Source organism: Helicobacter sp. 23-1044 (assembly GCF_053654695.1).
This window is the reverse complement of sequence record NZ_JBSIUQ010000001.1, coordinates 318,464-343,381: the sequence shown is the minus strand read 5'-3', so window position 1 is coordinate 343,381 and position 24,918 is coordinate 318,464. Positions and strand designations below refer to the sequence as shown.

Here is a 24,918-nt window from a genome sequence, read left to right as displayed (position 1 = left end):
GTTTTTAAATTGCTAATGCGATTTTTGGCGTAGCTCTGAGATAAATACGCCAAATAAAACTAAAACAACCCCCGCAAATGCGACAGCTCCAAGTCGCTCATCCAAAATCAAAATGGACGCGATTATGGTAAAAACGGGCGTGAGATAGACATAGATATTTGTGCGAACAACGCCAATTAGTTGTGTCGCTTTATTCCACATTATGAAGCATAGGGCACTTGCAAAAAGAGCGACAAAAAATAAATTTAGGGCGATTGTGGGATTTTCTAACGCGTGAAAATTGGGCGAAAAATCTAACCACAAAAAACTAGGAATCATAAAAACAATCCCCCAAAATAAGATTCTACGAGTGGTGAGAAAAATATCGTATTTTAGATTCATCACTTTTGCTACAAGCACCGCATACGCGCCCCACCCAGCCGCAGAAATGATAGCCAAAATATCGCCTAAAATGTGTATTTTCACGCCCCCGCTTAACAAATACACGCCAATAATCGATAACGCAAATCCTGCGAAAAAATTTAAATATGGCTTTTCTAACTTAAAGCAAAAGCTAAAAATCCCAGCAAATAGTGGCGCAGTGGTGATGATAACGCTGACATTTGAAGCGAGAGTGCGCTCCATTGCGAGATTTAAAAAGAGATTATAAATCGTAATGCCAAATAAACCGCACAAAGCGAAATACAGCTCATTTTTTAGTGGGATTTTTAGGCGTTTTGGCTTCATAATCCACAAAAACACATATCCCAAAATAGATTGCAAAAAGAGCAATTCAAGCGGATTGAACGCTTCTAGTAAGATTTTCACACTCACATAAAGGCTAGACCAAATCCCCACACTCCCTAGCGCAAGGGCGTGTCCTAATGTTTTGCCATTCACGCTAAATCCTTTAAATTTTTATCAAATCTCGCCAAATAATCCCTTCCTAAGTCGATTCGATGATATATCCAGCTCCACAACGCCCAAATGTAGTTTGAGAGCAACTGCCCTTGCAGAATCTCAACTTCGCTTATGTCGCCATAGATTGTTGATAGAGTTTTGATTTGCGATTCACTTAAAAGAAGTTCCGCACTAAAATTGCCTAATTCCCAAGCGATGGGAGAGAAACCAGCATATTCAAAATCAACGAATTTTATTTGCGGTGCGCTCTCTTGCGTGCAATGTGATTTTGCGTGTAGATTCTGCGAAATTGCGCTAGATTTTGCGATTTTCTTGTCATTGTGAGACTTGACGCAGTCAAGTCGTGGCAATCCAAAATTTGATTCGTGGATTGCCACGCTCGCTTCTCTCGCTCGCAATGACGATAAAGTGGCACGATTCGCAGAATCTCCCAAAACAATTCTAGTATTTGCGGTAGTGCTTGTGGAGTTTTTGCAAAATTTTGGGGCTGAGACTAGACTAGCGGTCTGCGAAGCCCCGAAATTTTGCAAATCTACGCAATGATTACCCAAAGACGAATTGCCACTTACCATAATATTTGGCAGTTGCAAGTCGCGGTGGCACAGCACAAATTCGCTTTTATCCAATTCCCTTGCGATATTGAGCAAAATTTTATGCTCTTTTGGCGTGGTAAGTGGGATTTTGCATAGATTTTCATATTTTTGGATTTCGCCTAGCATTGTGATTCGTGGGATATTTAGATTTTTGTCGTATTTTATGGCGTGGAGTTTTTTCATTTGTGCTACCACCGCGCGTAAAAATGCGTCATTTATATCGCTAAATTCCGCACTTCTAAACTCGCTTAGAAAATCACTCATTTTTATATCGCTTGCATAAAAGTCGTTTTTTGGTGTGAGATTTAGCGGTGCGATAATCTCTAAAATGCGTTTTTCTGCACTTCTATCGATACATTTATCCGTGTTTGGACTTGGGATTCGCAAGACTTGTTCTTTGCCATTGAAGTTTATTTTGTAATTGATATTTGTAATGCCCTTTAATCGCTCTGCCTTGCCGTCCGTAGCGCATTGCTGTGCGATTTCTTCGGGTGTGAGTAAATTTGCATTGAGTGCGTCTTGAATCGAATCAATTTCTATATAAAATGGCATTTGCGATTTGAATGCGTAAAAATTGATTTTATCCAAAATGCCTAAAATGCACGATTCCCAATACTGCTTATCATCGCATTTATTTAGCGAATCTTTGATAACGCCTAAATCTGCTTCATTGTCAAAAAATGCGATTCCATCGCCAAATCCGCTTGTCGCATTTGTGTCAATATCCATCAATTTGGCATTTTCATCGGTGATATAACCCCAAAAGTTCCCTTGCTTGATTTCTTGTCCTAAAAATTGCGAGTAGCCAAAATGCAGATTCTGCGTGAAGTCTTGCGTGATAAACAAATCACCATTTAGGATAAGCGTCCCTTTGGTGATACAATCGCTCACAAATTTTAGACTTGCCGCACTATTTTTGGTAGCAAAATGCGGGAAAATTACTTGTTGAAATTTGAGCTTTTCGCGCAATGGCTCAAACAGCTCAGCCTTATAGCCACAAACGACAATAATATCATCGATATTTGCGCTATGCAGGTGCTCGATGGTGTTTTGCAAAATGCTTTTACCACGAATTTCAAGCAATGGTTTTGGTTTAGTTAGTGTGATTGGCGTTAGGCGTGTGCCAAGCCCAGCACAAAGGATTATCGCTCGCATTTGTGCTGTCCTGCAAATATATTTTTAAAACGCAGATTCTGCGATTCGCAGAATCTATCGCATTTATCGCAGAATCTAATAAAGGCGCAGAATCTTGCTAAATCAAATAGGGGGGGGGGATTTATAGGAATTGGTATTTTTGTAATCAAAGTCTGCCTTTTTTTGGAAAAATAAAAGTTGAATTTTAGGGAAAATAAACTTAAAAAAACGGATTTTTGATTGAATTTATGGCGATGAAGTTTGGGTGGATTCTGCTGATTTAATATTTTATGACGATTTTATTATAATTTGTAAAAGTTAAGGTTGGTGCTATGCGATGGATTTTTATGGCGATTTTTGTTTGTCTTGCAAACGCAGAATCTTCCGCAGATTCTGCACCAAAAATCACATTAGATTCTGCAAATCAAAACGCAGAATCCACATTAGATTCTGCACCAAAAATCGCAGAATCTCCCACAAAATTCGCAGAATCCACGCTAGATTCTGCGCTCTATAATGATTTGCAATGCCCATTTATCCCGACAAAATATTTTATCCATAATTTCATCTTCGCTAAAAACGCGCAATCCTCCCAAAGCGCACTAGATTCTGCGCCTAAAAAACCAAATTCCACTTTTTTGATAAATCCAAACTTAATGCCACTAAAACCACGCCGTGCGAGCGTCAAAGTGCGTGGCAAAAGCAAAAATGGCGTATTTTTGAGCGACATTGCGCTAGATTCTGCGCGTAGAGCGGCATTTTCACGCATTGATGAGGTTAGCATATCCCAAGCATACACGCTTCCCTTTCAGCAACTGCAATTAACAAGCGCATACACAATGCTTTCAAACACCGAGCACCACATAAAGGCAAACCTCGCGCGTAGTTTTTACAAATGGGATTTTTTGCTTGGGTATGATTTTAGCAATGCGGATTTGTCATCAAATGCAATCTACACAAACCACGCACTCCGCGCAAGATTTGGACTAAATCATAACAAAAAGCACAAATACAGCATAAACTTCACCTACCAAAAGGGCGAAAAAAGCGGACTTTTAAAAACCTACGGCGACTTCCAAAGCGTGTGGCACACGCCACATTATGACAAAATATCTGCGTATATTGCCGGAGATTCTGCGATTTTGCCATCCGTCCGCTTGAAATCAAAACTTTACTATAATAGTTTTCTTAACATCTCTCGCAATGAGCGCATTATCGGCGGGGGCGAAGGGCGCATTTACGCAAATATCCCGTATCAAAATAGCACGGATAATTATAGTTGGGGATTTATAGGAAGTGTGGCGTTTATGCCGATGGATGGGATGGAACTGCGACTTGGCGTAAATGGACGGAGGGATAATCTCAAATACACAAGTATGAAATGGGGCGAGGAAAGGGAGATTTTGCGAACTAGCAGTGCCACTAGCGACATTAGCACAACTATTTTTGCCGAATATACGCAGCGCGTGAATAGCAGAGTGCGATTTTTGCTAAATGGCAGTTATGATAGAAATGACTTGTTTCACTCGGTGGTGAATAACACTATTTCGCAGAATCTCGCCACGCAGGATTGGTCTTTGCAGGGCATTATTTACTTTGATATAAATAATGCGTGGTTGCTTTATCTAAACGCGATGAAAACCTCGCAAGTGCCGACACTAAAAGACAGCAATATCGGTTCGTGCGCGATAAAAACGACAATCCCATATTCACTAGAATCAAACTTCATTTACAGCGTAGGCGCGTGTATGCAGTGGTAAATGGGATTTGGTTCGTGGGGAATGTGGTAGATTCTGCGATTTACCTAAATCCGTCATTGCGAGAATTTGTGCGTAGCGCAAATTCGTGGCAATCCAAACGAAATTGTCATTTTGGGTGACAGCGAAGAATCTAAAAAAATTCGTCATTGCGAGATTCTGCGAATCGCCACAAAAACGCAGAATCCATCAAAAATCAACGCAGATTCTGCGATTTGCGGTGCTTTTTCCACGCTAGATTCTGCGAAATTCTTGTTTTCCTGCGCTAGATTCTGCGAATTTCATTTTGTTACCACTTAACACATAGTTTTGATTTTTTCGTGTGCGATTAAGCGCGATTAAGTGAAAATTTTTATAACTTTATGCTAAAATCTCAAAATACGATATGTAAATTTAAAAAATAAGGATTTTTTATGCCAATTATTATCCCAAAGGACATTCCTGCGTTTAGTGAGCTAGAAAAAAGCGCGTTTGTGATGGATACGGCGCGTGCCAAGCACCAAGACATTCGCGCGTTAGAGATTCTCATCATTAACCTAATGCCTACCAAAATCCAAACCGAAAATCAGCTTTTATCGCTTTTGGCAAATTCGCCTTTGCAAATCAATATCACGCTTCTTACCACGCAAAGCTATGTGGGGAAAAACACGCCACAAAGCCATTTGGATAAATTTTATGTGCATTTTGAGCGCGTGAGGGAGCGCAATTTCGATGGTGCGATACTCACAGGTGCGCCTATCGAGCATTTGGAGTTTGAGGAAGTGAAGTATTGGGCTGAGCTGCGTGAGATAATGGACTTTTTACGCGCTAAATGCACTTCTACGCTCTATCTATGCTGGGGGGCGATGGCTGGGCTCTATCACTTTCACAAAGTCCCAAAAATCGCGCTAAGCGCGAAGCTATCAGGCATTTATGAGCACTCTATCATCACGCCAAATGTGCTACTCTCGGGGCTAGGCGACATTGTGAAAATCCCGCACTCAAGGTATAGTGGCGTAGATGAAGCAGTGGCGGAGCGCGTGGCTGGGGAATCAAACTTAGATATTTTGCTAAAAGGCGCGGAATCTGGCATAAGCGTGCTAAAAGATGAAAAAGACATCTTTATGCTAGGACACCCCGAGTATGGCAAACTCACATTGCAGGGCGAATATGAGCGCGACAAGGCAAAGGGCATAGAGATTAGCGCGCCGATAAATTATTTTGACACAAACGGCGCGGTGCGCTATGATTGGCGAGCAGATTCTAGTGTGATATTTGCAAATTGGCTCAACTTCTGTGTGTATCAAGATACGCCTTATGTGCTGTGAGTTTGTGAAAAATTTGTGCGGTGAGATTCTGCGAAATTTGTGCTTTTTTTGTGCTTTTTGTGCGGTGAGATTCTGCGATTTGCGCTTTGTAAATCGCTTCGGCTTTGCTTCGCATTTCATTAAAAGAAATTCGCGCCTTTTCACGCCCCACTCGTGCGTTCGCAGAATCTAAAATCTTTCTTAAAAAATCCATAATTTTCCTTGTGATTTTGGTGTGCGATTGTAGCGTAAAATTATTTTTCTTTGGCTGTGCTAGATTTGACAAAGCGCACTTTTAGGCGTTTTTTGGTGATGCCATAAGTGTAAAGCGTGCGCGAGAAGCTATCCCAAAGCCACGATTGCTGGTGCAAATGTGCAAAATTATCTGGCACTTCAAAATCCACAACATCAAATCCCGCACTATCGGCATTTTTCGCAGAATCTAGCCACTTTTGCACCCACTGCCTATGCGCCTCATAAGACGCCCTTGGACGCTCATCATACGCCTTAAATCCACCTTGCAAAAGCGCGTAAATTAGCAAAAATGGAATGATAAAAGAAAAGATTTTATGCACTCTAAAACAAATGCCAAGCCACACGCCAAGCGCATAAAATAGCGATAAAAATAATCCACTAACCAAATGATAAGTCGCCCCACATTTACTGCAAATCCCCAAAAACGCCACGCACAGCAAAATAATCCACGCTAGGCTCATAAAAAATATAATGCGCTCCCACGCACTGCGCTTTATCGCAAAATAAATTGCCATCAAAATGGGAAATGCAATCAAAATAATGCGCCAAAATCTGCTGATTTTTCTAAATTGAGCGATTAGAAACTCCGCCCCAAAGGCAAAGTTCATCCCGCTAAACTCGCAGTAATCCGCCCTATCGCTTTTGATTTCGCCCAAAATCGCAAACGCGCTAAATGCCAAAATCGCCACGCACACCGCTTCAAATGCGCCAAAATTTGCGATGGATTTAAAGACTGCTTTTATAGAAACGCCATTTTTAAAAGCGCAAAAAGCAAGGCACACAAAGGCGAAGCACGCGCCAATCACACTTGCAGACGCGATTGAGAAAGCGCAAAAATATACAAAATAAATAATAACGCTTAAAAAAAGATATTTGTGCGATGAAAAAAGCGAGTAAAACGCGCTAGATTCTGCGATATTTAGCGAATTGGGGGGGGGCAGAATGAGTATTAAAGGCGCAGAATCTAACACGATAAATTAGCGCAATCATAAGTCCGCCCACAAGCACCAAATTACACAAATAAGGCAAAAGATACCAATTTGCAATATTCATCGAATAATGATTTTGTGTGTAATTTTCCGCTGGGAGCAAAAGTGGCATTGCGCTAGGTTTCATCGCAAATGCCACGCAAAGCATAAACACAAAAGACGCAATCAGCGCATAAACACGCGCACAAAGCGATGAAGCGACCTTATATAGGCAAAAATGCGCCACCACAAACCCACCACTGGTAAAAATCGCGTGTGAAATATTTAGCGCATCTAGCAAATTTAGCGCAAATAGCGGAGACAAAAGATACGCCGCCACAATCCCCACAAGCGCATCAAAATAGCTCGGCAGCACGCGCGTAGGCACCCATCCGCTCATCGTAAAGCGAATTTGCGCTTGATTTCCCGCATAATCGCTCAAATGTTGCAAATCATCGCCCCAAAAGGGAGTGTATGGATACAAATACGCATAAAATAGCATAAGCAGGGCAAATTCAAATGCAAAGATTGCAAAAATGGCGTATTTTGCGGATTTATTTGTGTGCTTCAAAGATTGTGCCCTTTAATTTTATTTGCGAAATTTTAGCAAAAAATATTAGAGATTCTGCGAAAATTAAAATAGATTCTGCGATTTGCAGAATCTTGCAGAATCTCGCGTAAATTCGCAGAATCTGCCACATTTTGCAATTTAGATTCTGCGATTTTCGTGCAAAACGCAGAATCTAATACGAAAAATACTTACCCTAGCCCCATCTGCAAGGGATGGGAATAAATCACAGATTCTGCAAATTAAGCGCAGTTTTATGCAAAATCATTCAAACGATTGCCAAAAAGACTTAAATAACGCCCCAAAATCTACACAAAATACACATTCAAAATAATTGTCGGGTAGCGTTTAAATTTCTTAAATGCAAATTTACGCAAATGCTGTTTTAGTCCCATTTCAAGCGTTTTGACAATCGATTCGGGCTTCGCGCCCGTGATATAGAGCTGAATCTCATTTTCGACTTCTTTGGCGAAAAATCTATCATCAAGCCCCATTATTTGAATCCTCGCGTCATATTTTAGAGTGGATTTTTGCACCTGCATTGCGATGACGATTAGCCCGTCTTCGGCTAGTTTTTGCCTATCTAAAATCGTCATATTATCCACGATTTTATCAGCTTGATTATCCACAAAAAGTTTGCCCGTTTTCACGCTACGCACCTTTTTCATATACGCGGGGCAGACTTCAATCTGGTCGCCATCCTCCATAAGCAAAATGTTGCGTTCAGGCACACCGCACTTTATCGCTGTGTCTTTGTGCTTTGCGATGTGGTTGTATTCGCCGTGCACGGGGAGGAAAAATTTGGGTTTGATTAGGCGAAGCATTAGTTTTTGCTCTTCTTGGGCGGCGTGTCCGCTTACGTGAATCTCGCTAAAATCCTGATATGCGACTTTTGCGCCACTTTTCATTAGAAAATTTATGACTTTTGAGACAGAGCCTTCGTTGCCCGGGATTGGCTTCGCGCTTAAAATTATCGTATCGCCCTCGCGGATTTTGATGTGGCGATGCTCATCAGTTGCCATTCGATAAAGCGCACTCATCGTCTCGCCCTGCGAACCTGTGGTAACGATAAGCACTTCATTGTCGCTATATTTCTCCACTTCGTGTGCTTCGATGAAAACATTTTGCGGGATATGAATATAGCCTAACTGACGGGCAATTTCTAAGTTTTTCTCCATAGAACGCCCGATTACGCACACTTTGCGATTGTATTTTATGCCGTGCTCGATTGCCTGATAAACGCGGTGGATATTTGAGCTAAAAGTGCTCATAATTATCCTATCTTGCGTGTTTTTAAAGACATTTTCAAATGATGGTCCCACGCTTGATTCGCTTGGCGTATAACCTGCGCGGTGCGAATTTGTCGAATCGCTTAGCAAAAGCATAACACCCTGCTCCCCATAATGCGCGATTCTATGCAAATCTGTGGGAAAATTATCCACAGGCGTGTGGTCGATTTTAAAATCGCCCGTGTGAAAAATCACCCCCGCCTCCGTGCGAATCGCAAGCGCACTTGCATCAATCACAGAGTGCGTGATATGAATCCACTCCACTTCAAATTCGCCGATTTTTATGGGCTTTCGCTTCTCAACGATACGAAACGATGAGCGGAATTTTTTTAGCCCACATTCATCAAACTTATTGCCAATCATACCAAGAGGCAACGGCGTCCCATAAATAGGGAATTGTAGCTGCTTGAAAAGGTGCGGAACTGCGCCTATGTGGTCTTCGTGGGCGTGAGTTATGATAAGCCCCGCGATTTTATCCTTTATGCTATGCAAATAGCTAAAATCAGGCACTAAAATATCCACGCCGTGCATATCCGCATCAGGGAAGCTCATACCCGCATCCACGATAATCGCGGAGTTTTGGCTCTCAATGACCGTGATATTGCCCCCGATTTCGCCAAGCCCTCCCAAAGGCGTAATGCGAATCTTTGCCTTTGTGTTTAAATCCAGCTTGTAGTGAGGATTTAGCGATGATTTGTGGTTTTTGCTATTTAGCTCGACAACCTTTTTCAAATCCTTATGAAGCCCCAAATTTGACTTCTCGTTTAGCCCCTCGCTCACGCTACTAATGCCATCTTGCAAGGTTTGCGATTCGCCTAAATTTGTGCTTTGATTTGCATTGTGATTCGTGGCAAAATTCGCATTTGTATCCCTAAAACTCCGCGAATTGCGATTAGATTCGCGATTTGATTCGTGTGTGAAATGTTGCGAATCGCGCCCTGCCCTATTATAAGGTTTGCGATTTGCGCTGTGCGAATGTTTGCCATCTGCATTTTGCGCTAGATTCTGCGAATTTTTATGATGGGGCTTGAAATGCCTTGCATTGCTTCTAGATTCGCCTAAATTCGCAGAATCTGCCTTTGAATGTGGCGCAGAATTCGCAGAATCTGCGGATAAATTCAAACCTCCCCTTGCGGAGTTTGAGCGTGCTTCTCCCCCCTCCCTTGCGGAGGGGGCTAGGGGGTGGGTATTTTTATTATTTTGAGATTTTAACCCACCCCCTTTATCCCCCTCCGCAAGGGAGGGGGAGATTTTAGATTCTGCGTTTTTCGCAGAATCTCGCCCCATCGCAGAATCTATCGCAGATTCTGCGCTATTTCGCCTCCATCGCCCAAAAAATGACTTTTTTTCGGGTTTTGATTCGCCTTTTACTTCGCGAGAATCGTTATTTTGCGCCCCATTTGGCGCGTTGTTTCCATTGTTATCCATAATTCAATCCTTTCATTTTTATAAAAATTTTTTGGTAATTTTCTGTGCTAATTTGATGCGCCCTTGCGTTTTGAGAAATCCCCAAATCCGCAAAAATCGTGCTAATTGCGCTAGATTTGCCATTAGATTCGCCAAAAATTTCGCACCCATTAGATTCGCCAAAAAGCAACTCCAAATTTTTCATCGCTCTTTTGCGTGGCGCAGAAAATGCGATTTTTAGCATTTTTTCAAAATCCGCGCTCCATTTTTTGTCATTTTTTTCTACGCAAAAAACGCTAGACTCCACCTTTGGCGGTGGCGTAAATGCGCTTGGCGGGACATTTGCCACAAGATGAACGCTTTTGCTTAAAGTTTGCGTCATCACAGATAGCGCACAAAACTCGCTATCCCCCACAGAAGCGCAGAATTTCTCCGCGACTTCTTTTTGCGTCATCACCACGAATCCTGCGCATTTATCGTCTTTTAGCGCGTTTAAGATGATTTTGGTAGCGATATAATAGGGCAGATTTGAAACCAAAATATATGGCATCTCACAAAGCCACCCGCTTTTTAGCGGAATCTCCAAAACATCTTTGTTTATCAATTTTGGGATTTTATCCGCCAAATACTCGCATAATTGCGCATCAATCTCATAAGCTATCAAATCAAAATGATTTAACAGCTTTGCACTTAAATCACCCAAGCCGACTCCAATTTCGACAACTTCTGGCGCGAATCCCGCGCTTTGTGTGATGTCGCTTCGTAATTTGGAAGCAGATTCGATGATTTGATTTAAGTAAAATTCATCTTTTAAAAAATTTTGTCCCAAGTGTTTTTTTGGTTTAATAGCATTTTTGCTTTTGTGTAAAAATTTGGATTGCGATTTTATAGAACGCCCCCTTAAAACTATGCTTTGGGAAAAATTTCGCGCATTTTATCTTTTTTTTGATAAAATATCAAGTCAAATTTTAAAGGAATTTTTGGAGATTTTATGGAGCAAAAAAATTGCGATTCAAGCAAACACAATAATAGTAATTTAGCCTTTCGCATAATCCCCTGCCTTGATGTGAAAAATGGTAGCGTGGTAAAGGGTGTGAATTTCGTAGATTTGCAAAGCATAGGCGACCCTGTGGCAATCGCAAAGGCGTATAATGACAAAGGCGCAGATGAGATTGTGTTTTTGGATATTACGGCGAGTGTGGAAAATCGTGGCGCGATTTTGGAGGTGGTAAAAAAAGTCGCAAAAGAAGTTTTTATCCCTTTTAGCGTGGGTGGCGGTGTGCGAAATTTAGATGATATTTACGCGCTTTTGAATGCGGGGTGCGATAAGGTTAGCATTAACTCTGCTGCGATTAAAAATCCGCATTTGATTGAAGAGGGCGCGAAGCGATTTGGCTCTCAATGTATCGTGGTGGCGATTGATGTCAAACGCGTAGATTTTGGCGAATCGCAATGGAGCGTTTTTATAAATGGTGGGCGAATCGATACGGGGATTGATTATTTTAAATGGGCAAAGCAAGTCGAATCGCTTGGCGCAGGGGAGATTTTGCTAACGAGTATGGATAGCGATGGCACGAAAAATGGCTATGATTTGCCCTTGCTACAATGGAGCGCAAAAAATGTGAAAATCCCGCTGATTGCAAGTGGTGGTGCTGGAAAAATGGAGCATATTTTGGAGGCATATCAAAATGGCGCGAACGCAGCATTGGCTGCGAGTATATTTCACTACAATGAAATCCAAATCGCTGATTTGAAAAAATATTTGGCAGACAATGGTGTGCCGATTCGGCTGTGAAAATTTTGGTGCAAAATCTGTGAATCTTGGTGGCGCGAATCTAAAATCACAAATCTAAAAAAGGACAAAAATGTTTATCTGTGCTAGGGGTGAAAATTTTAACTTTGCCAAAGATATTGGCGTGGGCTTGGTGGAATCTGCCATCGAGCTAACGGCGATTATTTTGCGCGAAAATCCGCAATATTTGGTTTTCATCGGCAGTGCGGGAGCGTATAGCAAGGATATAAAATTACTAGATATTTTTGTAAGCAACTCCGCCACGCAAATCGAATCATCATTTAGCAAGGGCGAATCTTACACGCCATTAGATAACAAAATCGAAATTGTTTCATATGAAACATTGGGCGAATCTAATGGCAAAAATTTGGGTGCGAATTTTGGCGCGAATCTAGCTGCGATTTTGGATTCACGCCCCCGTGCGATTGTCAATAGTAGCAACTACATTTGCACGGACGAAATTTTAGCACACAAAATGACAAATGCGGGGATTTTACTAGAAAATATGGAGTTTTTTTCCGTGCTCAAAGTCGCAGATTATTTTAAGATTCCCGCGCTTGGAATCTTTTGCATTACAAATCACTGCGACAAAGACGCGCATAAAAATTTCATCGCACTTCACAAAGACGCGCATAAAAAGTTAGAGGCATTCGCACGAGATATTTTGGCAAATTATGGGGCGAATCCAAAGGCGATTTTATGACAAAAAATATCTTTGATTTCACGCTTGATGAGCTAAAAGTAAATCTAAATCCGCCCTTTCGTGCAAAGCAAATTTGGCGATGGCTTTATGTGAATTACGAAAATGATTTTGACAAAATGATAAATATCCCAAAAGATTTGCGTGAAAAATTAAGCCAAAATTTTAGCGCGAAAAATTTGCAAATCGAGCAGATTCAAAAAAGTAATGACGGCACAAAAAAATATCTTTTTAAAACGATTGACAATCAAACCTTTGAATCCGTGCTAATCAAAATGCGCGAATCGCAAAGCGATGAAAATGGCAAAATTGTGTCAGGCGAAAAATGGAGCATTTGCGTTAGCTCACAAATCGGGTGCAAAATCGGGTGCAGATTTTGCAAAACAGCGGAGGGCGGATTTAAGCGAAACCTTGCCACAGGCGAGATTGTAGAGCAGATTGTCGCAATCAAACGCGACAACTACATTCCGCCCCAAAAGCGCGTAAATATCGTGTATATGGGTATGGGCGAACCGCTGGATAATTTTGAGTGCGTAACAAAGGCGATAAAAATCATCAGCGACATTGATGGGCTATCCATTTCGCCAAAACGGCAGACGATTTCTACAAGTGGCATTTCGCCGATGATTGAGCGGCTTGGGAGTTTGGATTTGGGCGTAAATCTTGCAATTTCGCTACACGCGGTAAATGACGCTGTGCGCGATAAACTTATGCCGATAAACAAAAAATACAATATTGAAAGCATAATTGAGAGTGTGCGAAAATTCCCAATAAATACGCGCAAACGCGTCCTTTTTGAATATCTAATGATAAAGGACATAAACGATGATTTGGCAAATGCGCGGGATTTGGTGCGACTGCTAGATGGCATAAAGGCGAAGGTGAATATCATTTTGTTTAATGAATTTAGTGGCGCGAGATTCGCGCGTCCGTTAAAAGAAAATGCGGAGAGATTCGCGGATTTTTTAATCAGCAAGGGCATAATGGCTACGATAAGACAATCAAAAGGCGCGGATATTGACGCGGCGTGTGGGCAGTTAAAGGCAAGGCGAGATTTGGATTTGCGTGTGGATTCGCACGAATCTTAAAAATGTTTCATATGAAACAAAATTTTAAATGGAGTGAAAAATGACATTGGATTATGGTTTGTTTATATTTTTGGGCGTAGTTTTTGCGGTGGGCATCGCTGGATTTTTACTCTATGCGTATAAAAAGGATTTGTAATGCTAGTGCATATTTGTTGCTCTGTGGATAGCCACTATTTTTTGCAAAGACTGCGCGAAATCTATCCGCACGAAAATCTCATCGGCTTTTTTTACAATCCAAACATTCACCCAAGCGATGAATACGATTTGCGCCTACAAGAAGTCCACCGCAGTTGCGAAAATCTGCAAATTCCGCTAATTTGTGGCGAATATGAAATAGATTCGTGGCTTGAATCCGTAGCGGGATTTGAATGCGCTGACGAAAAGGGCGAGCGTTGCAATATTTGCTTTGAATCGCGCCTAAACAAAACCGCGCTTTTAGCATTAAATTTAGACGAATCCAAAATCACAACCACACTTCTAACAAGCCCGATGAAATCCCAAAATGAGCTTTTTGCGCTAGGCGATAATGTCGCCAAAAAATACGGATTAGAGTTTATCAAAGTGGATTTTCGTAGCAATGGTGGGACGCAGATTCAGGCGGATTTGGCAAAGAGCGCGAATCTCTATCGGCAGAATTACTGCGGGTGTGTGTTTGCGCTTACCAAGCAAAGGGAGCGCAAAGGTGCAATCGCGCTTGAATTATTTGATGAAATCGGGGGCAGGGCGTTAAAAGGGAGCGCGAAATATCATAGTGAGATTTTTGCCAAAGTGTGGGATTTGGAGCGCAAGGGTAGGGCGTTTATCTTACAAAAAAATACCATAAATGCGTGGCGATTATTAAGCGGGAGCGTAAAAAAAATCGGTGGCGAAGTGATAAATTCATATATTTTTGCGCATTCAAAGGCAATGAAAAATCAAAAGATTCACAATATAAAATGGCACGAAATTAGCGTGGATAGCAAAAAGATTTTAGCGGGATTCTCCGATAACGCGCTATTTTTGAGTGTCGAATCTGTAAATAAAATCTTTGGCACAAATCACAAAAACACGCTTTCTTTGCGCTACAATCCGCCAAAATTTGATGATGAGCTAAATTTGCGCACAAAACTTTTGGGGGTAGATAGCATAAAGCCCATAATTGCGGTGGATTTGGCAACAGCTGAAAATCTCACTATAAACATAAATGCCATTTTTCAAAGCACAGATATATTTGAAGTGGTGGAGTTGTGAAGCCAAAATTTTGCGCTATAATTTGGCTTTTTTAAGGAGTGAAAAATGAGTGATTTGGTTACAGCTATAATGTTTATTGTATTTTTATTGTTTGTCGCTATCGTGCCTTTGATTATAGTCTTTGGTGAAAATCTACTCAAAGCAAAAAGTTTCGCTTCTCGCGTAGCTGGGTGGATAATCATCGTAGCTTCAATCATCGCCATCGCTTCGTTTGTCATATCGATTATTGCTACATTTGAAGTGCAATCGGGCATTGCTTTGGCATTAGGTTTGGTTAGTGTGCCGATAATCTCGTGGGGCGGGGCATTCATTGCGTGGATTGTATATCTAATTATGCCAAAAGATTTAGGCACGAAAAAGTAAAAAATATGGAAGAAATATTTAATTTAATAGTCGGTATATGCCTTATATTGCTATTGTTTGGGACGATTTTTTATCCATTTTTTATGGGTAGAAAACTCGCCAAAAGCGACAATCCATCAAAGCAAGAAGAGGGCAAAATAATAATGGGATTTGCGATTGTAGCGATTGCCTTGCCTATCGCGATATTTTTGTATGGTTTTACCTTTGGCACAAGAGCTGGTGGCGATGGCAATGTCTATGCTTTTGCGATGGCTTATGTTTTAATAATACTCTCCCCGTTAATCTCGTGGGGCGGGGTAGTAATCGCTAAAATCTTATCCAAACAAAGCAAATAATGCTTTGATTCGCGCAAAATCGCAGAATCTGCGACAAAAATCCGCAATTTTAGCGCAATTTAAGGATTTTATGCTACAATTACCCTTTTTTGCAAAATATAATTTTGGAGAGTGAATTATGGAGAGGACAATCGATATTCAAGAGATTATGCAGATTCTGCCCCATCGATATCCCATTTTGCTCGTGGATAAAATCACGCATTTAGAGCTTGGCAGGTGCATTGAAGGCTACAAAAATATCACTTTTAATGAGCCGATTTTCGCGGGGCATTTTCCCACAAGTCCCATTTATCCGGGCGTTTATATCATTGAAGGGATGGCGCAAACAGGCGGGATTTTGGCGTTTAAGAGTGCGTTTGGCGAAGATTCTGTGAATGATGGTTCGCGCTTGGTGTATTTTATGAGTATCGATAGGGCGAAATTTCGCTCAATGGTAAAGCCGGGCGATAAGCTCGTATATAAGGTTGAAGTGCTAAAAAATAAAGGCAAGGTTTGGGTGATTGACGGCAAGGCGTTTGTGGATGATAAACTCGTAGCAGAAGCGGAGCTAAAAGCGATGATTGCGGATTAGGCAAAATCTAGGGCGAAAATCGCAGAATCTAAACACAGAATCTTTTAAGGACAAATATGACAAAAACTTCGATTATAAAATCAAAAAATATCGGCGAAGGCACGGAGATTGGGAATTTTTGCGTGATTGGCGAAAATGTCAAAATCGGCAAAAATTGCAAGATTTATGATGGCGCCATCATCGATGGCTACACGACAATCGGCGATGGGACGAAGGTTTTTTCTCACGCCGCACTTGGCAATGAACCGCAGGATTTGAAATATAAAGGCGAAAAGACAGAGCTAATCATCGGCAAAAATAATTTGATTCGCGAATTTACAATGTTTAGCCCGGGCACTAGCGGTGGCGGGGGCAAAACCATTATTGGCGATAATAATTTATTTATGGCATACACGCACATTGCGCACGATTGCATTATAGGCAATAACTGCATTTTGGCGAACTGCGCGACTTTGGGCGGACATATCACAATCGGCGATGATGTGAATATCGGCGGGATGAGTGCCATTCATCAGTTTGTCAAAATCGGCGATGGAGCGATGCTTGGCGGGGCGAGCGCGCTAAGTCAAGATATACCGCCATTTTGCATAGCGCAGGGCAATCACGCCGTGATTCGCGGACTAAATAAATATCGTTTGCGAAAACTTTTTAAGCGAGATGAGATTGATGAAATTTCGCAAACTTATAGAGTGCTTTTTTCGGGTAAAGCACCAATAAAAGAATTGGCACAAGATTTGCTTAAAAACGCAGAATCTGAAAGCATAAAAAAAATATGCGAGTTTATAATTAGCACCAAGCGGGGGATTCCTTTCGTGCGTGGCGAGTTAAATGACGATGACAACTAAAAAAGGCGAGATTTTATGAAAAAAGAATGCTATTTTTGCCACTGCAAGGATTCAAACAACAATCCAATTTATTTCAAAAAAGGCGTTTTTGTTTGCAAAAGTTGCTATTCAAATAAAGAAATCGAGGCGATTTTCGCAAGCGAGGATACGCTGCGAATGTTTATGGCGCAAATCGCAATGCAGGGTAATTTTCGCACACACGAGCACGAAGAAGTTGATTTTAGCACCATTTCGCCAAAGGATTTGAAAGCTGCGCTAGATGATTATGTAATCGGGCAGGATAGGGCAAAAAAGTTGCTCTCAGTCGCCGTTTATAACCACTACAAGCGAATCTCACAAATAGACGCAGAATCTAGCGCAGAAGACGATGTAGAAATCGCAAAATCAAATATTTTGCTTCTCGGTCCCACAGGCAGTGGCAAAACGCTTATGGCACAGACTTTTGCGAAATTTTTAGATGTTCCTATTGCAATTTCAGACGCTACGAGCTTAACTCAGGCGGGATATGTGGGCGAAGATGTGGAAAATATCATCACACGCCTTTATCAAGCGGCAGATTACGATATAGAGCGCACAGAAAAGGGCATAATTTTCATCGATGAGATTGATAAAATCGCGCGTGTTAGCGAAAATCGCTCCATTACCCGCGATGTCTCTGGCGAGGGCGTGCAACAAGCATTGCTAAAAATAATTGAAGGCAGTTTGGTAAATATTTCTCCGCAAGGTGGGCGCAAACATCCGCACCAAGAGTTCGTGCAAATAAACACCGAAAATATTTTATTTATCTGCGGAGGCGCGTTTGATGGGTTAAATGACATTATCAAACGCCGTTTGGGTAGCAATATGTTAGGATTCACCACTGAGAAAAAGGCGATTAACAATGACGAAAATTACTTTCACTTGGTAGATTCAAGCGATTTGATGAATTATGGAATGATACCTGAGCTAATCGGGCGACTTCACATTATCGCTACGCTTGATGAGATTGATGAAAGGGCAATGCTAAATATTCTCTTAAAGCCCAAAAACTCGCTCATCCGCCAATATCAAAAGATTTTTGCGTTGGATAATGTCGCGTTGGAGTTTGAGGAAAGCGCGCTAAAACTAATCGTCCAAAAGGCAATCGAACGCAAAACGGGCGCAAGGGCGTTGCGTGCGATTATGGAGGGCTTAATGGTTGATTTAATGTTTGATATTAAAGACTACGCAAATGCGAAATTAGTCATTACAAGCGACTTTGTGACGGGCAAAAGTGCGCCTACGCTCATAAAAAACAAAGCAAAGAAAAAAGAAATTATTTGAAAGGAAAAAGATGATTTTAGATAGTATCATAGGGCTATTTTCACAAGATATTGCGATAGATTTGGGGACGGCAAATACGATTGTTTTGGTGCGCGGCAAGGGCATTGTGATAAACGAGCCTAGCATTGTCGCGGTGCAAAATAACAAATATGGGCGAAGCAAAGTCCTAGCAGTCGGCAAAGAAGCAAAGGAAATGTTAGGCAAAACGCCAAGTGGCATTGAGGCGATTCGCCCTATGCGAAATGGCGTGATTGCGGACTTTGAGATGACAGAAAAGATGATTCGCTATTTCATTGAAAAGACGCACGATAGAAAGCGATTTATCCGCCCTCGCATTGCTGTTTGCGTCCCTTATGGACTTACAAGCGTGGAAAAAAAGTCCGTCATTGAGTCCGCTATGAGTGCTGGTGCTAGAAAAGTAGGAACGATTGATGAGCCGATGGCAGCGGCAATCGGCGCGGGTTTGCCTATCAAAGACCCGCAGGGAAGTTTGATAGTGGATATCGGCGGGGGGACTACTGAAATTGGCGTGGTTTCGCTTGGCGGACTTGTTATAAGCAAATCTATTCGCGTGGCAGGGGATAAAATGGATGAATCGATTGTCGATTATGTCCGCAAAAAGTATAATCTTTTGATTGGCGAGCGCACAGGCGAGGAAATCAAGCTGAAAATCGGCTGTGCCTACCCACTTGAAAAAACCATCAGTATGCAGGTAAAGGGGCGCGACCAAGTTAGCGGACTGCTAAATACGATTGAATTAACTAGCGAGGACATAAGAGACGCGATAAAAGAGCCACTGCGCGACATTGTCGATGTGCTAAAATCTGTGCTTGAAGTTATGCCACCGGATTTATCGGGCGATATTGTGGAAAATGGCGTGGTGCTAACGGGTGGCGGGGCTCTTATTCGCGGACTTGATAAATACATAAGCGAGATTGTGAAACTGCCCGTTTATGTCGCAGATGAGCCACTTTTAAGCGTGGCAAAAGGCACAGGCAAGGCGATGGAGGATGATGAGATTTTCGAGCAATTATTCTATGAGGACTAATGACGCTTGAAAAAACGGAGCAGAATCTGGCTGTGGAGCTGTATTTTAGCTGTTTTTATTTTATTTTTGGCGGGAGTGAATAACGATATTTTTCGCTACGGCGTGGCGTTTGGGAACAAAATTAGAGACAATATAAATGACGCCACCTCCGCAATCGGCGAGACTTTCGCCACCTACAAAAATCAAAGCGCGCAAATTAGCGAACTTAAAAACATAAAAATCCAAAAAGAGCAAAACGACATAATCATCGCAAATCTACAAAGCGAAGTGGCGAAAATGCGCTCCCTAACGCAAACAAACATAAAGCCACTCGAAGTCAGTGCAACGCTCGTGCGCGCGTATTCATTCGTAGAGATGGGGCAGTATTTGCGAGTGTGGCTAAAAGTGCAAAATCCCACGAAAATCGCAGAATCTGCGGTAGATTCTGCGCCAAAATTAGATTCTGCGAGTGCGCGAGATTCTGCGAATAATTTTTCGGTAGATTCTGCGAAATCAGATTCTACACCAAAAATCGCAGAATCTAGGCAATTTTTCACGCCAAACACGCTAAATTCTGCGAAAAACCCCACACTAGATTCTGCGAAAAACCCCACACTAGATTCTGCGAAAAAAGTTTCCACACCAAATCCCACAAAACCCCCCGCAAAAGAAAAGATTTACGGACTTATAAAAGACGGCTACACCGCCGGTATCGCCCTTTACAAAGATGGATTATTGCAAGGGATTTTGAATGGCGACTCAAAAGTCAGCTACGGCGTATTTGTGGGCGAAAACAAAAATATAGGCATTTTACAAACCGACATCAGCGGAAATGTCGTAGTGAAATACATCGCCGCGTGGCAGGACATAAAAGAGGGTGATGAAATCATCACAAGCGGATTGGATGGCATTTTTTTTGAGGGCATTGGCGTGGGGAGAGTGAAAAATGTGCGCGATGAGTTTAGCTATATCGTGGCGGAGGTGGATTTGTATAATCAAAATGATGAAATTGGGTATTTTTGGATGGTGGATTTATCTAACTAAAAATCGCCTCTAACTGCCTATAAATCTCATCAAAATCGCTGAGATTCTGCGAATCTTGCTCTAAAAATCGCTCCATCCTCTCTTTTTTCTCAATCGCAGAATCTAGCTCTTTGTCGCTGCCTTTTTGATATGAACCAATGCGGATTAAAATCTCATTATCCTTCAAAAGTGCGTAATTCTTGCGGAATTTCGCCACGCTCTCCAAATGCTTTTGCGAAACCAAGTCTTTTGTCATCACACGCGAAGTTGAAGCGAGAATGTCGATAGGCGGGTAAATTCCCTTTTCGCTTAACTCACGCGATAGCGCGATATGCCCATCCAAAATGCTTCTGCTATGGTCGGCGATTGGGTCGCTCAAATCATCGCCCTCAACCAAAATCGTAAAAAACGCCGTAATCGAACCTTTGCCCCTTTCCTTTCCCGCTCGCTCCATCAACTGCGGAAGCAAAGAAAACACCGATGGCGGATAACCTTTACTCGCAGGCGACTCGCCTAAAAATAGTCCAATTTCCCTCTGCGCTTGGGCAAATCGCGTGACGGAATCCATCATAAAAAGCACATCGTGCCCTTTATTTTTGAAATACTCCGCAATCGCCATCGCGCTAAATGCACCATATTTTCGCATAAACGCAGAATCATCGCTAGTCGCCACGACAATTATTGTGTTGCTTAAATCTCCGCCCAAATTTCGCTCTACAAACTCAGGCACCTCCCGCCCTCGCTCGCCGATGAGCGCGACAACTTTGATTTGCGCTTTGCTTCCGCGCACTATCATTCCCATAAGCGTGGATTTCCCCACGCCACTTCCCGCGAAAATCCCCATTTTCTGCCCTTTGCCACAAGTCAATAATCCATCAATGCTTTTTATCCCCACGCTAAAAATTTCATCGATTAGTCCGCGCTTCATCGCCATTATCGGTGCGCTTAAAATGGGGACAAACTCATCTTTTTTAATCTCGCCTTTGCCATCGATGGGATTTGCAAAAGTATTTACAATTCGCCCTAAAAGCGCGTCTCCCACGCCGATTTTAAGTCCTTTTTGCGAGAGAAAAACCTTATCGCCGATTTTGTATCCGTGCGTGGAGGTAAATGGGATAATGGAAAATGTATCGATATTTATCGCACTTACAATGCCATTTAGCGCGTCACCTGCGGTAGATTCTGCGTTTTGAATGCGGATTATATCGCCGATTGAGGTTCTCAAACCTCGCGCTTTGATTACATCTTCATTTATTTGCACGACTTCCCCAAAATAGGGCGATAAGTCGATTTTATCTTGCAGTTTTTCTTTTAACTTTGAGAGTGGCATTGAAAATCCTAAAATATTTTTTGGAATTATAGATAATATTTGTGATAAAATGCCACTTTATTTTTAAAAATAGGATTGAAATATGATTGAGAAAATAGACAGCGCAAATATCGCAATTAAGGACAAAATCGATTGTAGCATAGTGGATTTAAAGCGAAATAAAATCGCGCAAAATCTCGCAAAAAATCTAAAAATCGATGGTTTTAGAAAAGGCAAAGTTCCCCTAAAAGTCGTAGAATCGCGCCACAAAGAGCAAATCACGCAAGAGGCGCAAAACGAAGCATTAAATGACTGCATTCAAAAGCACCTAAAAGACGCAAATATCGCGCAAAATAGCGTGATTGGCAGTGCGATTTTTGATAAATTTGAAGTGGCGGATGGAAATATTGAGTTTGAGGCGAAATTAGGACTTTTGCCTGAAATAAATTTGGCAGATTTGAAAAAGTCCATCCCGCAAATAAATCTCAAAAAAATCGACAAAAAGGCGGTTGATGAGCGATTAGCGATTTTTGCAAAAAATAGTGGCGAGTTAATCGAAGTGGATAAAAACGCAGAATCTGGCGACATTGCAAATATCGACTTTGAAGGATTTATCGATGGGAGCGCATTTGAGGGCGGAAGTGCGAAAGGATTTGATTTGGAACTCGGCAGTAAATCTTTCATCGATGGATTTGAAAGCGGACTGCTTGGCGCAAAAAAAGGCGATGAAAAAACGCTAAATTTGGAGTTTCCAAAGGATTATGCGGAGCATTTGGCAGGGAAAAAATGCGAATTCAAAGTCAAAATCAACGCCATTAAAAAGCGAGATTCTGCGCCGATAGACGATGATTTAGCAAAAAAAGTGCTTTCAAATAACGCAGAGGCGAAGTTAGAGGATTTGGAAGCGTTTATCAAAACGCAGTTAGAAAGCGAGGCGAAAAGCACCGCATTTAACGAGGCAAAACCCGCGCTTGTCGAAAATCTGCTAAAAGATTTCACATTTGATTTACCGCAAAATATCATCGAGCAGGAAATGGATATAGTGTTTAGAAACGCCCTGCACAAACTAAATGAAGGCGAGTTAAAAGAACTGCAAGAAAACAAGCAAAAGGCAAAAGAGAAGCGCGAGACGCACCGCGCGGAGGCGGAAAAAAGCGTGCGATTGACTTTCATAGTCGATACCTACGCAAAGGCGAATAATATCAAAGTCGCGGATGGCGAACTTTATCAAATGCTTTATTACGAAGCGATGATGAGCGGGCAAAATCCAAAGGATTTGGCGGATAGTTACGAAAAAAGCGGAATGTTTCCGGCGATAAAAATGACGATTTTGGAAAATAAAGTGCTAAATCATATTTTAGATTCTGCGGATTTGGCGAAAAAAGCAGATTCTGCGAAAAGTGCGAAAAACGCAGAATCTAGCGCAGAATCTCGCACGAAAATTGCAGAATCCACCGCAAACGCAGAATCTAAATAAAAAAAGGGGCGAAAAAATGAATTATATTCCTTATGTGATTGAGAAAACTTCTCGCGGGGAGCGCAGTTATGATATCTACTCGCGACTTTTAAAAGATAGGGTTGTAATGCTTAGCGGGGCGATTGATGATTTTGTGGCGAGTTCGATTGTCGCGCAGTTGCTATTTTTGGAGGCGGAGGACCCGCAAAAAGATATTTTTCTTTACATAAATTCGCCCGGTGGCGTGGTTACAAGCGGATTAAGTATTTATGATACGATGAATTATATAAAACCTGATATTTCGACAATTTGCATTGGGCAGGCGGCGTCAATGGGCGCATTTCTTTTGAGTAGCGGGACGAAGGGCAAGCGATATGCTTTGCCAAATGCTAGGATTATGATTCATCAACCGCTTGGCGGAGCGAGCGGACAGGCAAGCGATATTCAAATCCACGCACAAGAGATTCTGCGAATAAAGGGCGAGTTAAATAAAATTTTGGTGAAAAACACGGGGCAGAGCATTAAAAAAATCCAAACCGACACCGATAGGGACTTTTTTATGAGTGCCAAAGAGGCGAAGGATTATGGCATAATCGATGATGTTTTGGGAAAAAGTTTGAAATGATTAGACTGCAAACGGAAGTAGATTTAGGCGCAGAATCCACCGCAGAATCTGCCGAAATGGCGGATAAAGTTTGCGAGTTAGATTCTGCGGATTTGGCGAATTTAGATTCTGCAAATGGCGGAGATTCTGCGAATTTTAGCGCAGAATCTCCGCAAAACGCAGAATCTATCGAGGACTTTTCTACCCAAGTTTTCAAAACGCTTCTTAGCAAAAATATCCCGCCACTTCCGCTAAATTATCAAACTTATTTTGAGACGCTTTTAAATACGAAAAGCATCGAGTTTCAAAAACAAATTAGCGCGATGACTGAAAGTGGCGTGGAGAATGACGAGCGGAACATAACCTTTGAAAAGAGCATACACAGCGCATTTGCAAACACTCGCGATATTTTGAAATGCACGCAAAACATCTATAAAAATCTCATCATTATGAATGATATTGAGAAAAAGTGGAGTTTGGATTTAGCGCACAATAGAAGCGCAAATCACTTTTCAAAGGAAACTCAAAGCATTCAAAATGAGATTGATTTGCAAATAAATCAGTTGAAAAATCTCTACCAAAAATGCAATCAAATTTTGGAAAATATCAATACAAACACGATGTATGACCAAAATTTCGACACTTATAACAAGCGATATTTTATTTATTTAGTGCAAAATGAGCAAAAAATGGTGGAGAAGTTCGCCCACGCGAGCACGATTATAATGATGTCGCTTCCGCTTGGCGTCACGAGATATTTGCAAAACGACCAAACAACCGCCCTTGTGGTGATGAAAACCGTCGCAAAACTACTGCTAAAAACCTCCCGCCGAAGCGATATTATTGGATATATCGGCAATGGGATTTTTGCTATGCTGCTGCGCAACTGCGATATTTTGGCGAGTAAAAACGCGAGCGAGCGACTTCTTGCGCTAATGCAAAATACGAATGTATTTTTGGGGAGGCGAGAGATTTGCTTGGATTTGAATATTGGCATTGCAAAATTACTCCCAAATCGCAACGCAGAATCTACGCTAAACTTCGCCATAAACGCCCTACGAAAGGCACAAAGGGAAAATGCACCTTATAATATTTATGAAGAGGATGGCGGGTAGA

26 protein-coding genes are annotated in these 24,918 nt (G+C 41.7%); 18 read left to right on the top strand and 8 right to left on the bottom strand.

Going from position 1 to position 24,918, the window contains the following annotated elements; all coding sequences use genetic code 11:
- Positions 1-12: 12 nt before the first annotated feature.
- Together ACWIUD_RS02075 and ACWIUD_RS02070 are read right to left on the bottom strand one after the other, a co-directional pair.
- Complete coding sequence (locus ACWIUD_RS02075) at positions 13-879, bottom strand: DMT family transporter (protein WP_454146203.1); 867 nt, start codon at positions 877-879, stop codon at positions 13-15.
- Positions 876-2,648, bottom strand: coding sequence for a sugar phosphate nucleotidyltransferase (locus tag ACWIUD_RS02070; protein ID WP_454146201.1), 1,773 nt, complete (start codon positions 2,646-2,648; stop codon positions 876-878). The genes ACWIUD_RS02075 and ACWIUD_RS02070 overlap by 4 nt, the downstream gene beginning before the upstream one ends.
- A 311-nt stretch (positions 2,649-2,959) precedes the next feature.
- Between ACWIUD_RS02070 and ACWIUD_RS02065 the strand changes: the two genes are divergently transcribed.
- The 4 genes from ACWIUD_RS02065 to ACWIUD_RS02050 all read left to right on the top strand — a co-directional run bounded on the left by ACWIUD_RS02065 (position 2,960) and on the right by ACWIUD_RS02050 (position 5,691).
- The gene (locus ACWIUD_RS02065; RefSeq protein WP_454146199.1) at positions 2,960-4,387 is read left to right on the top strand and encodes a hypothetical protein; all 1,428 of its coding nucleotides are present in this window, start codon (positions 2,960-2,962) and stop codon (positions 4,385-4,387) included.
- Complete coding sequence (locus tag ACWIUD_RS02060) at positions 4,372-4,506, top strand: hypothetical protein (protein WP_454146197.1); 135 nt, start codon at positions 4,372-4,374, stop codon at positions 4,504-4,506. Before ACWIUD_RS02065 ends, ACWIUD_RS02060 begins: the two co-directional genes overlap by 16 nt.
- Positions 4,499-4,684: a hypothetical protein gene (locus tag ACWIUD_RS02055; RefSeq protein ID WP_454146195.1), complete on the top strand. Its 186-nt coding sequence runs from the start codon at positions 4,499-4,501 to the stop codon at positions 4,682-4,684. The genes ACWIUD_RS02060 and ACWIUD_RS02055 overlap by 8 nt, the downstream gene beginning before the upstream one ends.
- Positions 4,685-4,797: 113 nt before the next feature.
- Positions 4,798-5,691: a homoserine O-acetyltransferase/O-succinyltransferase family protein gene (locus ACWIUD_RS02050; RefSeq protein WP_454146193.1), complete on the top strand. Its 894-nt coding sequence runs from the start codon at positions 4,798-4,800 to the stop codon at positions 5,689-5,691.
- On the opposite strand, the gene ACWIUD_RS02045 is transcribed toward ACWIUD_RS02050, so the two are convergent.
- From ACWIUD_RS02045 to rsmA, 5 genes are all read right to left on the bottom strand, one after another.
- Positions 5,651-5,884, bottom strand: coding sequence for a hypothetical protein (locus ACWIUD_RS02045; RefSeq protein ID WP_454146191.1), 234 nt, complete (start codon positions 5,882-5,884; stop codon positions 5,651-5,653). The genes ACWIUD_RS02050 and ACWIUD_RS02045 overlap by 41 nt on opposite strands.
- Before the next feature lie 40 nt (positions 5,885-5,924).
- On the bottom strand, positions 5,925-6,896 hold the full coding sequence (locus ACWIUD_RS02040; protein ID WP_454146189.1) for a hypothetical protein: 972 nt from the start codon (positions 6,894-6,896) through the stop codon (positions 5,925-5,927).
- A complete protein-coding gene (locus tag ACWIUD_RS02035) occupies positions 6,829-7,464 on the bottom strand; it encodes a hypothetical protein (protein ID WP_454146187.1) in 636 nt (211 codons plus the stop codon). Before ACWIUD_RS02035 ends, ACWIUD_RS02040 begins: the two co-directional genes overlap by 68 nt.
- Positions 7,465-7,769: 305 nt before the next feature.
- Positions 7,770-10,178 carry an RNase J family beta-CASP ribonuclease gene (locus tag ACWIUD_RS02030; protein WP_454146185.1) on the bottom strand — a complete coding sequence of 803 codons (2,409 nt, stop codon included), beginning with the start codon at positions 10,176-10,178 and terminating at the stop codon, positions 7,770-7,772.
- Entirely contained in the window at positions 10,171-11,004 is an 834-nt protein-coding gene (gene rsmA / locus ACWIUD_RS02025; protein ID WP_454146368.1) for a 16S rRNA (adenine(1518)-N(6)/adenine(1519)-N(6))-dimethyltransferase RsmA, read from the bottom strand. The genes ACWIUD_RS02030 and rsmA overlap by 8 nt, the downstream gene beginning before the upstream one ends.
- Positions 11,005-11,148: 144 nt before the next feature.
- On the opposite strand from rsmA, the gene hisF reads away from it, so the two are divergent.
- The 11 genes from hisF to ACWIUD_RS01970 all read left to right on the top strand — a co-directional run bounded on the left by hisF (position 11,149) and on the right by ACWIUD_RS01970 (position 20,454).
- Complete coding sequence (gene hisF, locus ACWIUD_RS02020; RefSeq protein ID WP_454146183.1) at positions 11,149-11,952, top strand: imidazole glycerol phosphate synthase subunit HisF; 804 nt, start codon at positions 11,149-11,151, stop codon at positions 11,950-11,952.
- 70 nt (positions 11,953-12,022) lie between these two features.
- The gene (locus ACWIUD_RS02015; RefSeq protein ID WP_454146181.1) at positions 12,023-12,652 is read left to right on the top strand and encodes a phosphorylase family protein; all 630 of its coding nucleotides are present in this window, start codon (positions 12,023-12,025) and stop codon (positions 12,650-12,652) included.
- Entirely contained in the window at positions 12,649-13,737 is a 1,089-nt protein-coding gene (gene rlmN / locus ACWIUD_RS02010; protein ID WP_454146179.1) for a 23S rRNA (adenine(2503)-C(2))-methyltransferase RlmN, read from the top strand. Before ACWIUD_RS02015 ends, rlmN begins: the two co-directional genes overlap by 4 nt.
- A 135-nt stretch (positions 13,738-13,872) precedes the next feature.
- Entirely contained in the window at positions 13,873-14,967 is a 1,095-nt protein-coding gene (locus ACWIUD_RS02005) for an epoxyqueuosine reductase QueH (protein WP_454146177.1), read from the top strand.
- Positions 14,968-15,012: 45 nt separating this feature from the next.
- Positions 15,013-15,330, top strand: coding sequence for a hypothetical protein (locus ACWIUD_RS02000; protein WP_454146175.1), 318 nt, complete (start codon positions 15,013-15,015; stop codon positions 15,328-15,330).
- A gap of 5 nt (positions 15,331-15,335) precedes the next feature.
- A complete protein-coding gene (locus ACWIUD_RS01995) occupies positions 15,336-15,665 on the top strand; it encodes a hypothetical protein (protein WP_454146173.1) in 330 nt (109 codons plus the stop codon).
- A gap of 118 nt (positions 15,666-15,783) precedes the next feature.
- Entirely contained in the window at positions 15,784-16,236 is a 453-nt protein-coding gene (fabZ, locus tag ACWIUD_RS01990) for a 3-hydroxyacyl-ACP dehydratase FabZ (RefSeq protein ID WP_454146171.1), read from the top strand.
- 56 nt (positions 16,237-16,292) lie between these two features.
- Entirely contained in the window at positions 16,293-17,081 is a 789-nt protein-coding gene (lpxA, locus tag ACWIUD_RS01985) for an acyl-ACP--UDP-N-acetylglucosamine O-acyltransferase (protein WP_454135893.1), read from the top strand.
- A gap of 15 nt (positions 17,082-17,096) precedes the next feature.
- Positions 17,097-18,383 carry an ATP-dependent Clp protease ATP-binding subunit ClpX gene (gene clpX, locus ACWIUD_RS01980; RefSeq protein ID WP_454146169.1) on the top strand — a complete coding sequence of 429 codons (1,287 nt, stop codon included), beginning with the start codon at positions 17,097-17,099 and terminating at the stop codon, positions 18,381-18,383.
- Positions 18,384-18,393: 10 nt separating this feature from the next.
- Positions 18,394-19,431 (top strand): rod shape-determining protein, encoded by a 1,038-nt coding sequence (locus ACWIUD_RS01975; protein WP_454135891.1) that lies wholly within the window; start codon positions 18,394-18,396, stop codon positions 19,429-19,431.
- A 6-nt stretch (positions 19,432-19,437) separates the two neighbouring features.
- Complete coding sequence (locus ACWIUD_RS01970) at positions 19,438-20,454, top strand: rod shape-determining protein MreC (RefSeq protein WP_454146167.1); 1,017 nt, start codon at positions 19,438-19,440, stop codon at positions 20,452-20,454.
- Here ACWIUD_RS01970 and fliI read toward each other — a convergent pair.
- Positions 20,447-21,763, bottom strand: coding sequence for a flagellar protein export ATPase FliI (gene fliI / locus ACWIUD_RS01965; protein ID WP_454146165.1), 1,317 nt, complete (start codon positions 21,761-21,763; stop codon positions 20,447-20,449). The genes ACWIUD_RS01970 and fliI overlap by 8 nt on opposite strands.
- A gap of 82 nt (positions 21,764-21,845) precedes the next feature.
- Here fliI and tig point away from each other — a divergent pair, with 82 nt between their 5' ends.
- Genes tig through ACWIUD_RS01950 form a run of 3 tightly spaced genes read left to right on the top strand, consistent with a single transcriptional unit; the run spans position 21,846 to position 24,917 of the window.
- Complete coding sequence (gene tig / locus ACWIUD_RS01960; protein WP_454146163.1) at positions 21,846-23,219, top strand: trigger factor; 1,374 nt, start codon at positions 21,846-21,848, stop codon at positions 23,217-23,219.
- Positions 23,185-23,823, top strand: a complete 639-nt coding sequence (gene clpP / locus ACWIUD_RS01955; RefSeq protein WP_454146366.1) for an ATP-dependent Clp endopeptidase proteolytic subunit ClpP — start codon at positions 23,185-23,187, stop codon at positions 23,821-23,823. Before tig ends, clpP begins: the two co-directional genes overlap by 35 nt.
- A complete protein-coding gene (locus ACWIUD_RS01950) occupies positions 23,820-24,917 on the top strand; it encodes a GGDEF domain-containing protein (RefSeq protein ID WP_454146161.1) in 1,098 nt (365 codons plus the stop codon). Before clpP ends, ACWIUD_RS01950 begins: the two co-directional genes overlap by 4 nt.
- Position 24,918 lies beyond the last annotated feature (1 nt).

Excerpts from the sequence above, each read along its gene's own strand:
- ACWIUD_RS02070 (WP_454146201.1), bottom strand. The coding sequence starts at position 2,648 with ATGCGAGCGATAATCCTTTGTGCTGGGCTTGGCACACGCCTAACGCCA.
- ACWIUD_RS02065 (WP_454146199.1), top strand. The coding sequence starts at position 2,960 with ATGCGATGGATTTTTATGGCGATTTTTGTTTGTCTTGCAAACGCAGAA.
- ACWIUD_RS02050 (WP_454146193.1), top strand. The coding sequence starts at position 4,798 with ATGCCAATTATTATCCCAAAGGACATTCCTGCGTTTAGTGAGCTAGAA.
- ACWIUD_RS02045 (WP_454146191.1), bottom strand. The coding sequence starts at position 5,884 with ATGGATTTTTTAAGAAAGATTTTAGATTCTGCGAACGCACGAGTGGGG.
- ACWIUD_RS02030 (WP_454146185.1), bottom strand. The coding sequence starts at position 10,178 with ATGGATAACAATGGAAACAACGCGCCAAATGGGGCGCAAAATAACGAT.
- hisF (WP_454146183.1), top strand. The coding sequence starts at position 11,149 with ATGGAGCAAAAAAATTGCGATTCAAGCAAACACAATAATAGTAATTTA.
- ACWIUD_RS02015 (WP_454146181.1), top strand. The coding sequence starts at position 12,023 with ATGTTTATCTGTGCTAGGGGTGAAAATTTTAACTTTGCCAAAGATATT.
- rlmN (WP_454146179.1), top strand. The coding sequence starts at position 12,649 with ATGACAAAAAATATCTTTGATTTCACGCTTGATGAGCTAAAAGTAAAT.
- ACWIUD_RS02005 (WP_454146177.1), top strand. The coding sequence starts at position 13,873 with ATGCTAGTGCATATTTGTTGCTCTGTGGATAGCCACTATTTTTTGCAA.
- ACWIUD_RS02000 (WP_454146175.1), top strand. The coding sequence starts at position 15,013 with ATGAGTGATTTGGTTACAGCTATAATGTTTATTGTATTTTTATTGTTT.
- ACWIUD_RS01995 (WP_454146173.1), top strand. The coding sequence starts at position 15,336 with ATGGAAGAAATATTTAATTTAATAGTCGGTATATGCCTTATATTGCTA.
- fabZ (WP_454146171.1), top strand. The coding sequence starts at position 15,784 with ATGGAGAGGACAATCGATATTCAAGAGATTATGCAGATTCTGCCCCAT.
- lpxA (WP_454135893.1), top strand. The coding sequence starts at position 16,293 with ATGACAAAAACTTCGATTATAAAATCAAAAAATATCGGCGAAGGCACG.
- clpX (WP_454146169.1), top strand. The coding sequence starts at position 17,097 with ATGAAAAAAGAATGCTATTTTTGCCACTGCAAGGATTCAAACAACAAT.
- ACWIUD_RS01975 (WP_454135891.1), top strand. The coding sequence starts at position 18,394 with ATGATTTTAGATAGTATCATAGGGCTATTTTCACAAGATATTGCGATA.
- fliI (WP_454146165.1), bottom strand. The coding sequence starts at position 21,763 with ATGCCACTCTCAAAGTTAAAAGAAAAACTGCAAGATAAAATCGACTTA.
- tig (WP_454146163.1), top strand. The coding sequence starts at position 21,846 with ATGATTGAGAAAATAGACAGCGCAAATATCGCAATTAAGGACAAAATC.
- ACWIUD_RS01950 (WP_454146161.1), top strand. The coding sequence starts at position 23,820 with ATGATTAGACTGCAAACGGAAGTAGATTTAGGCGCAGAATCCACCGCA.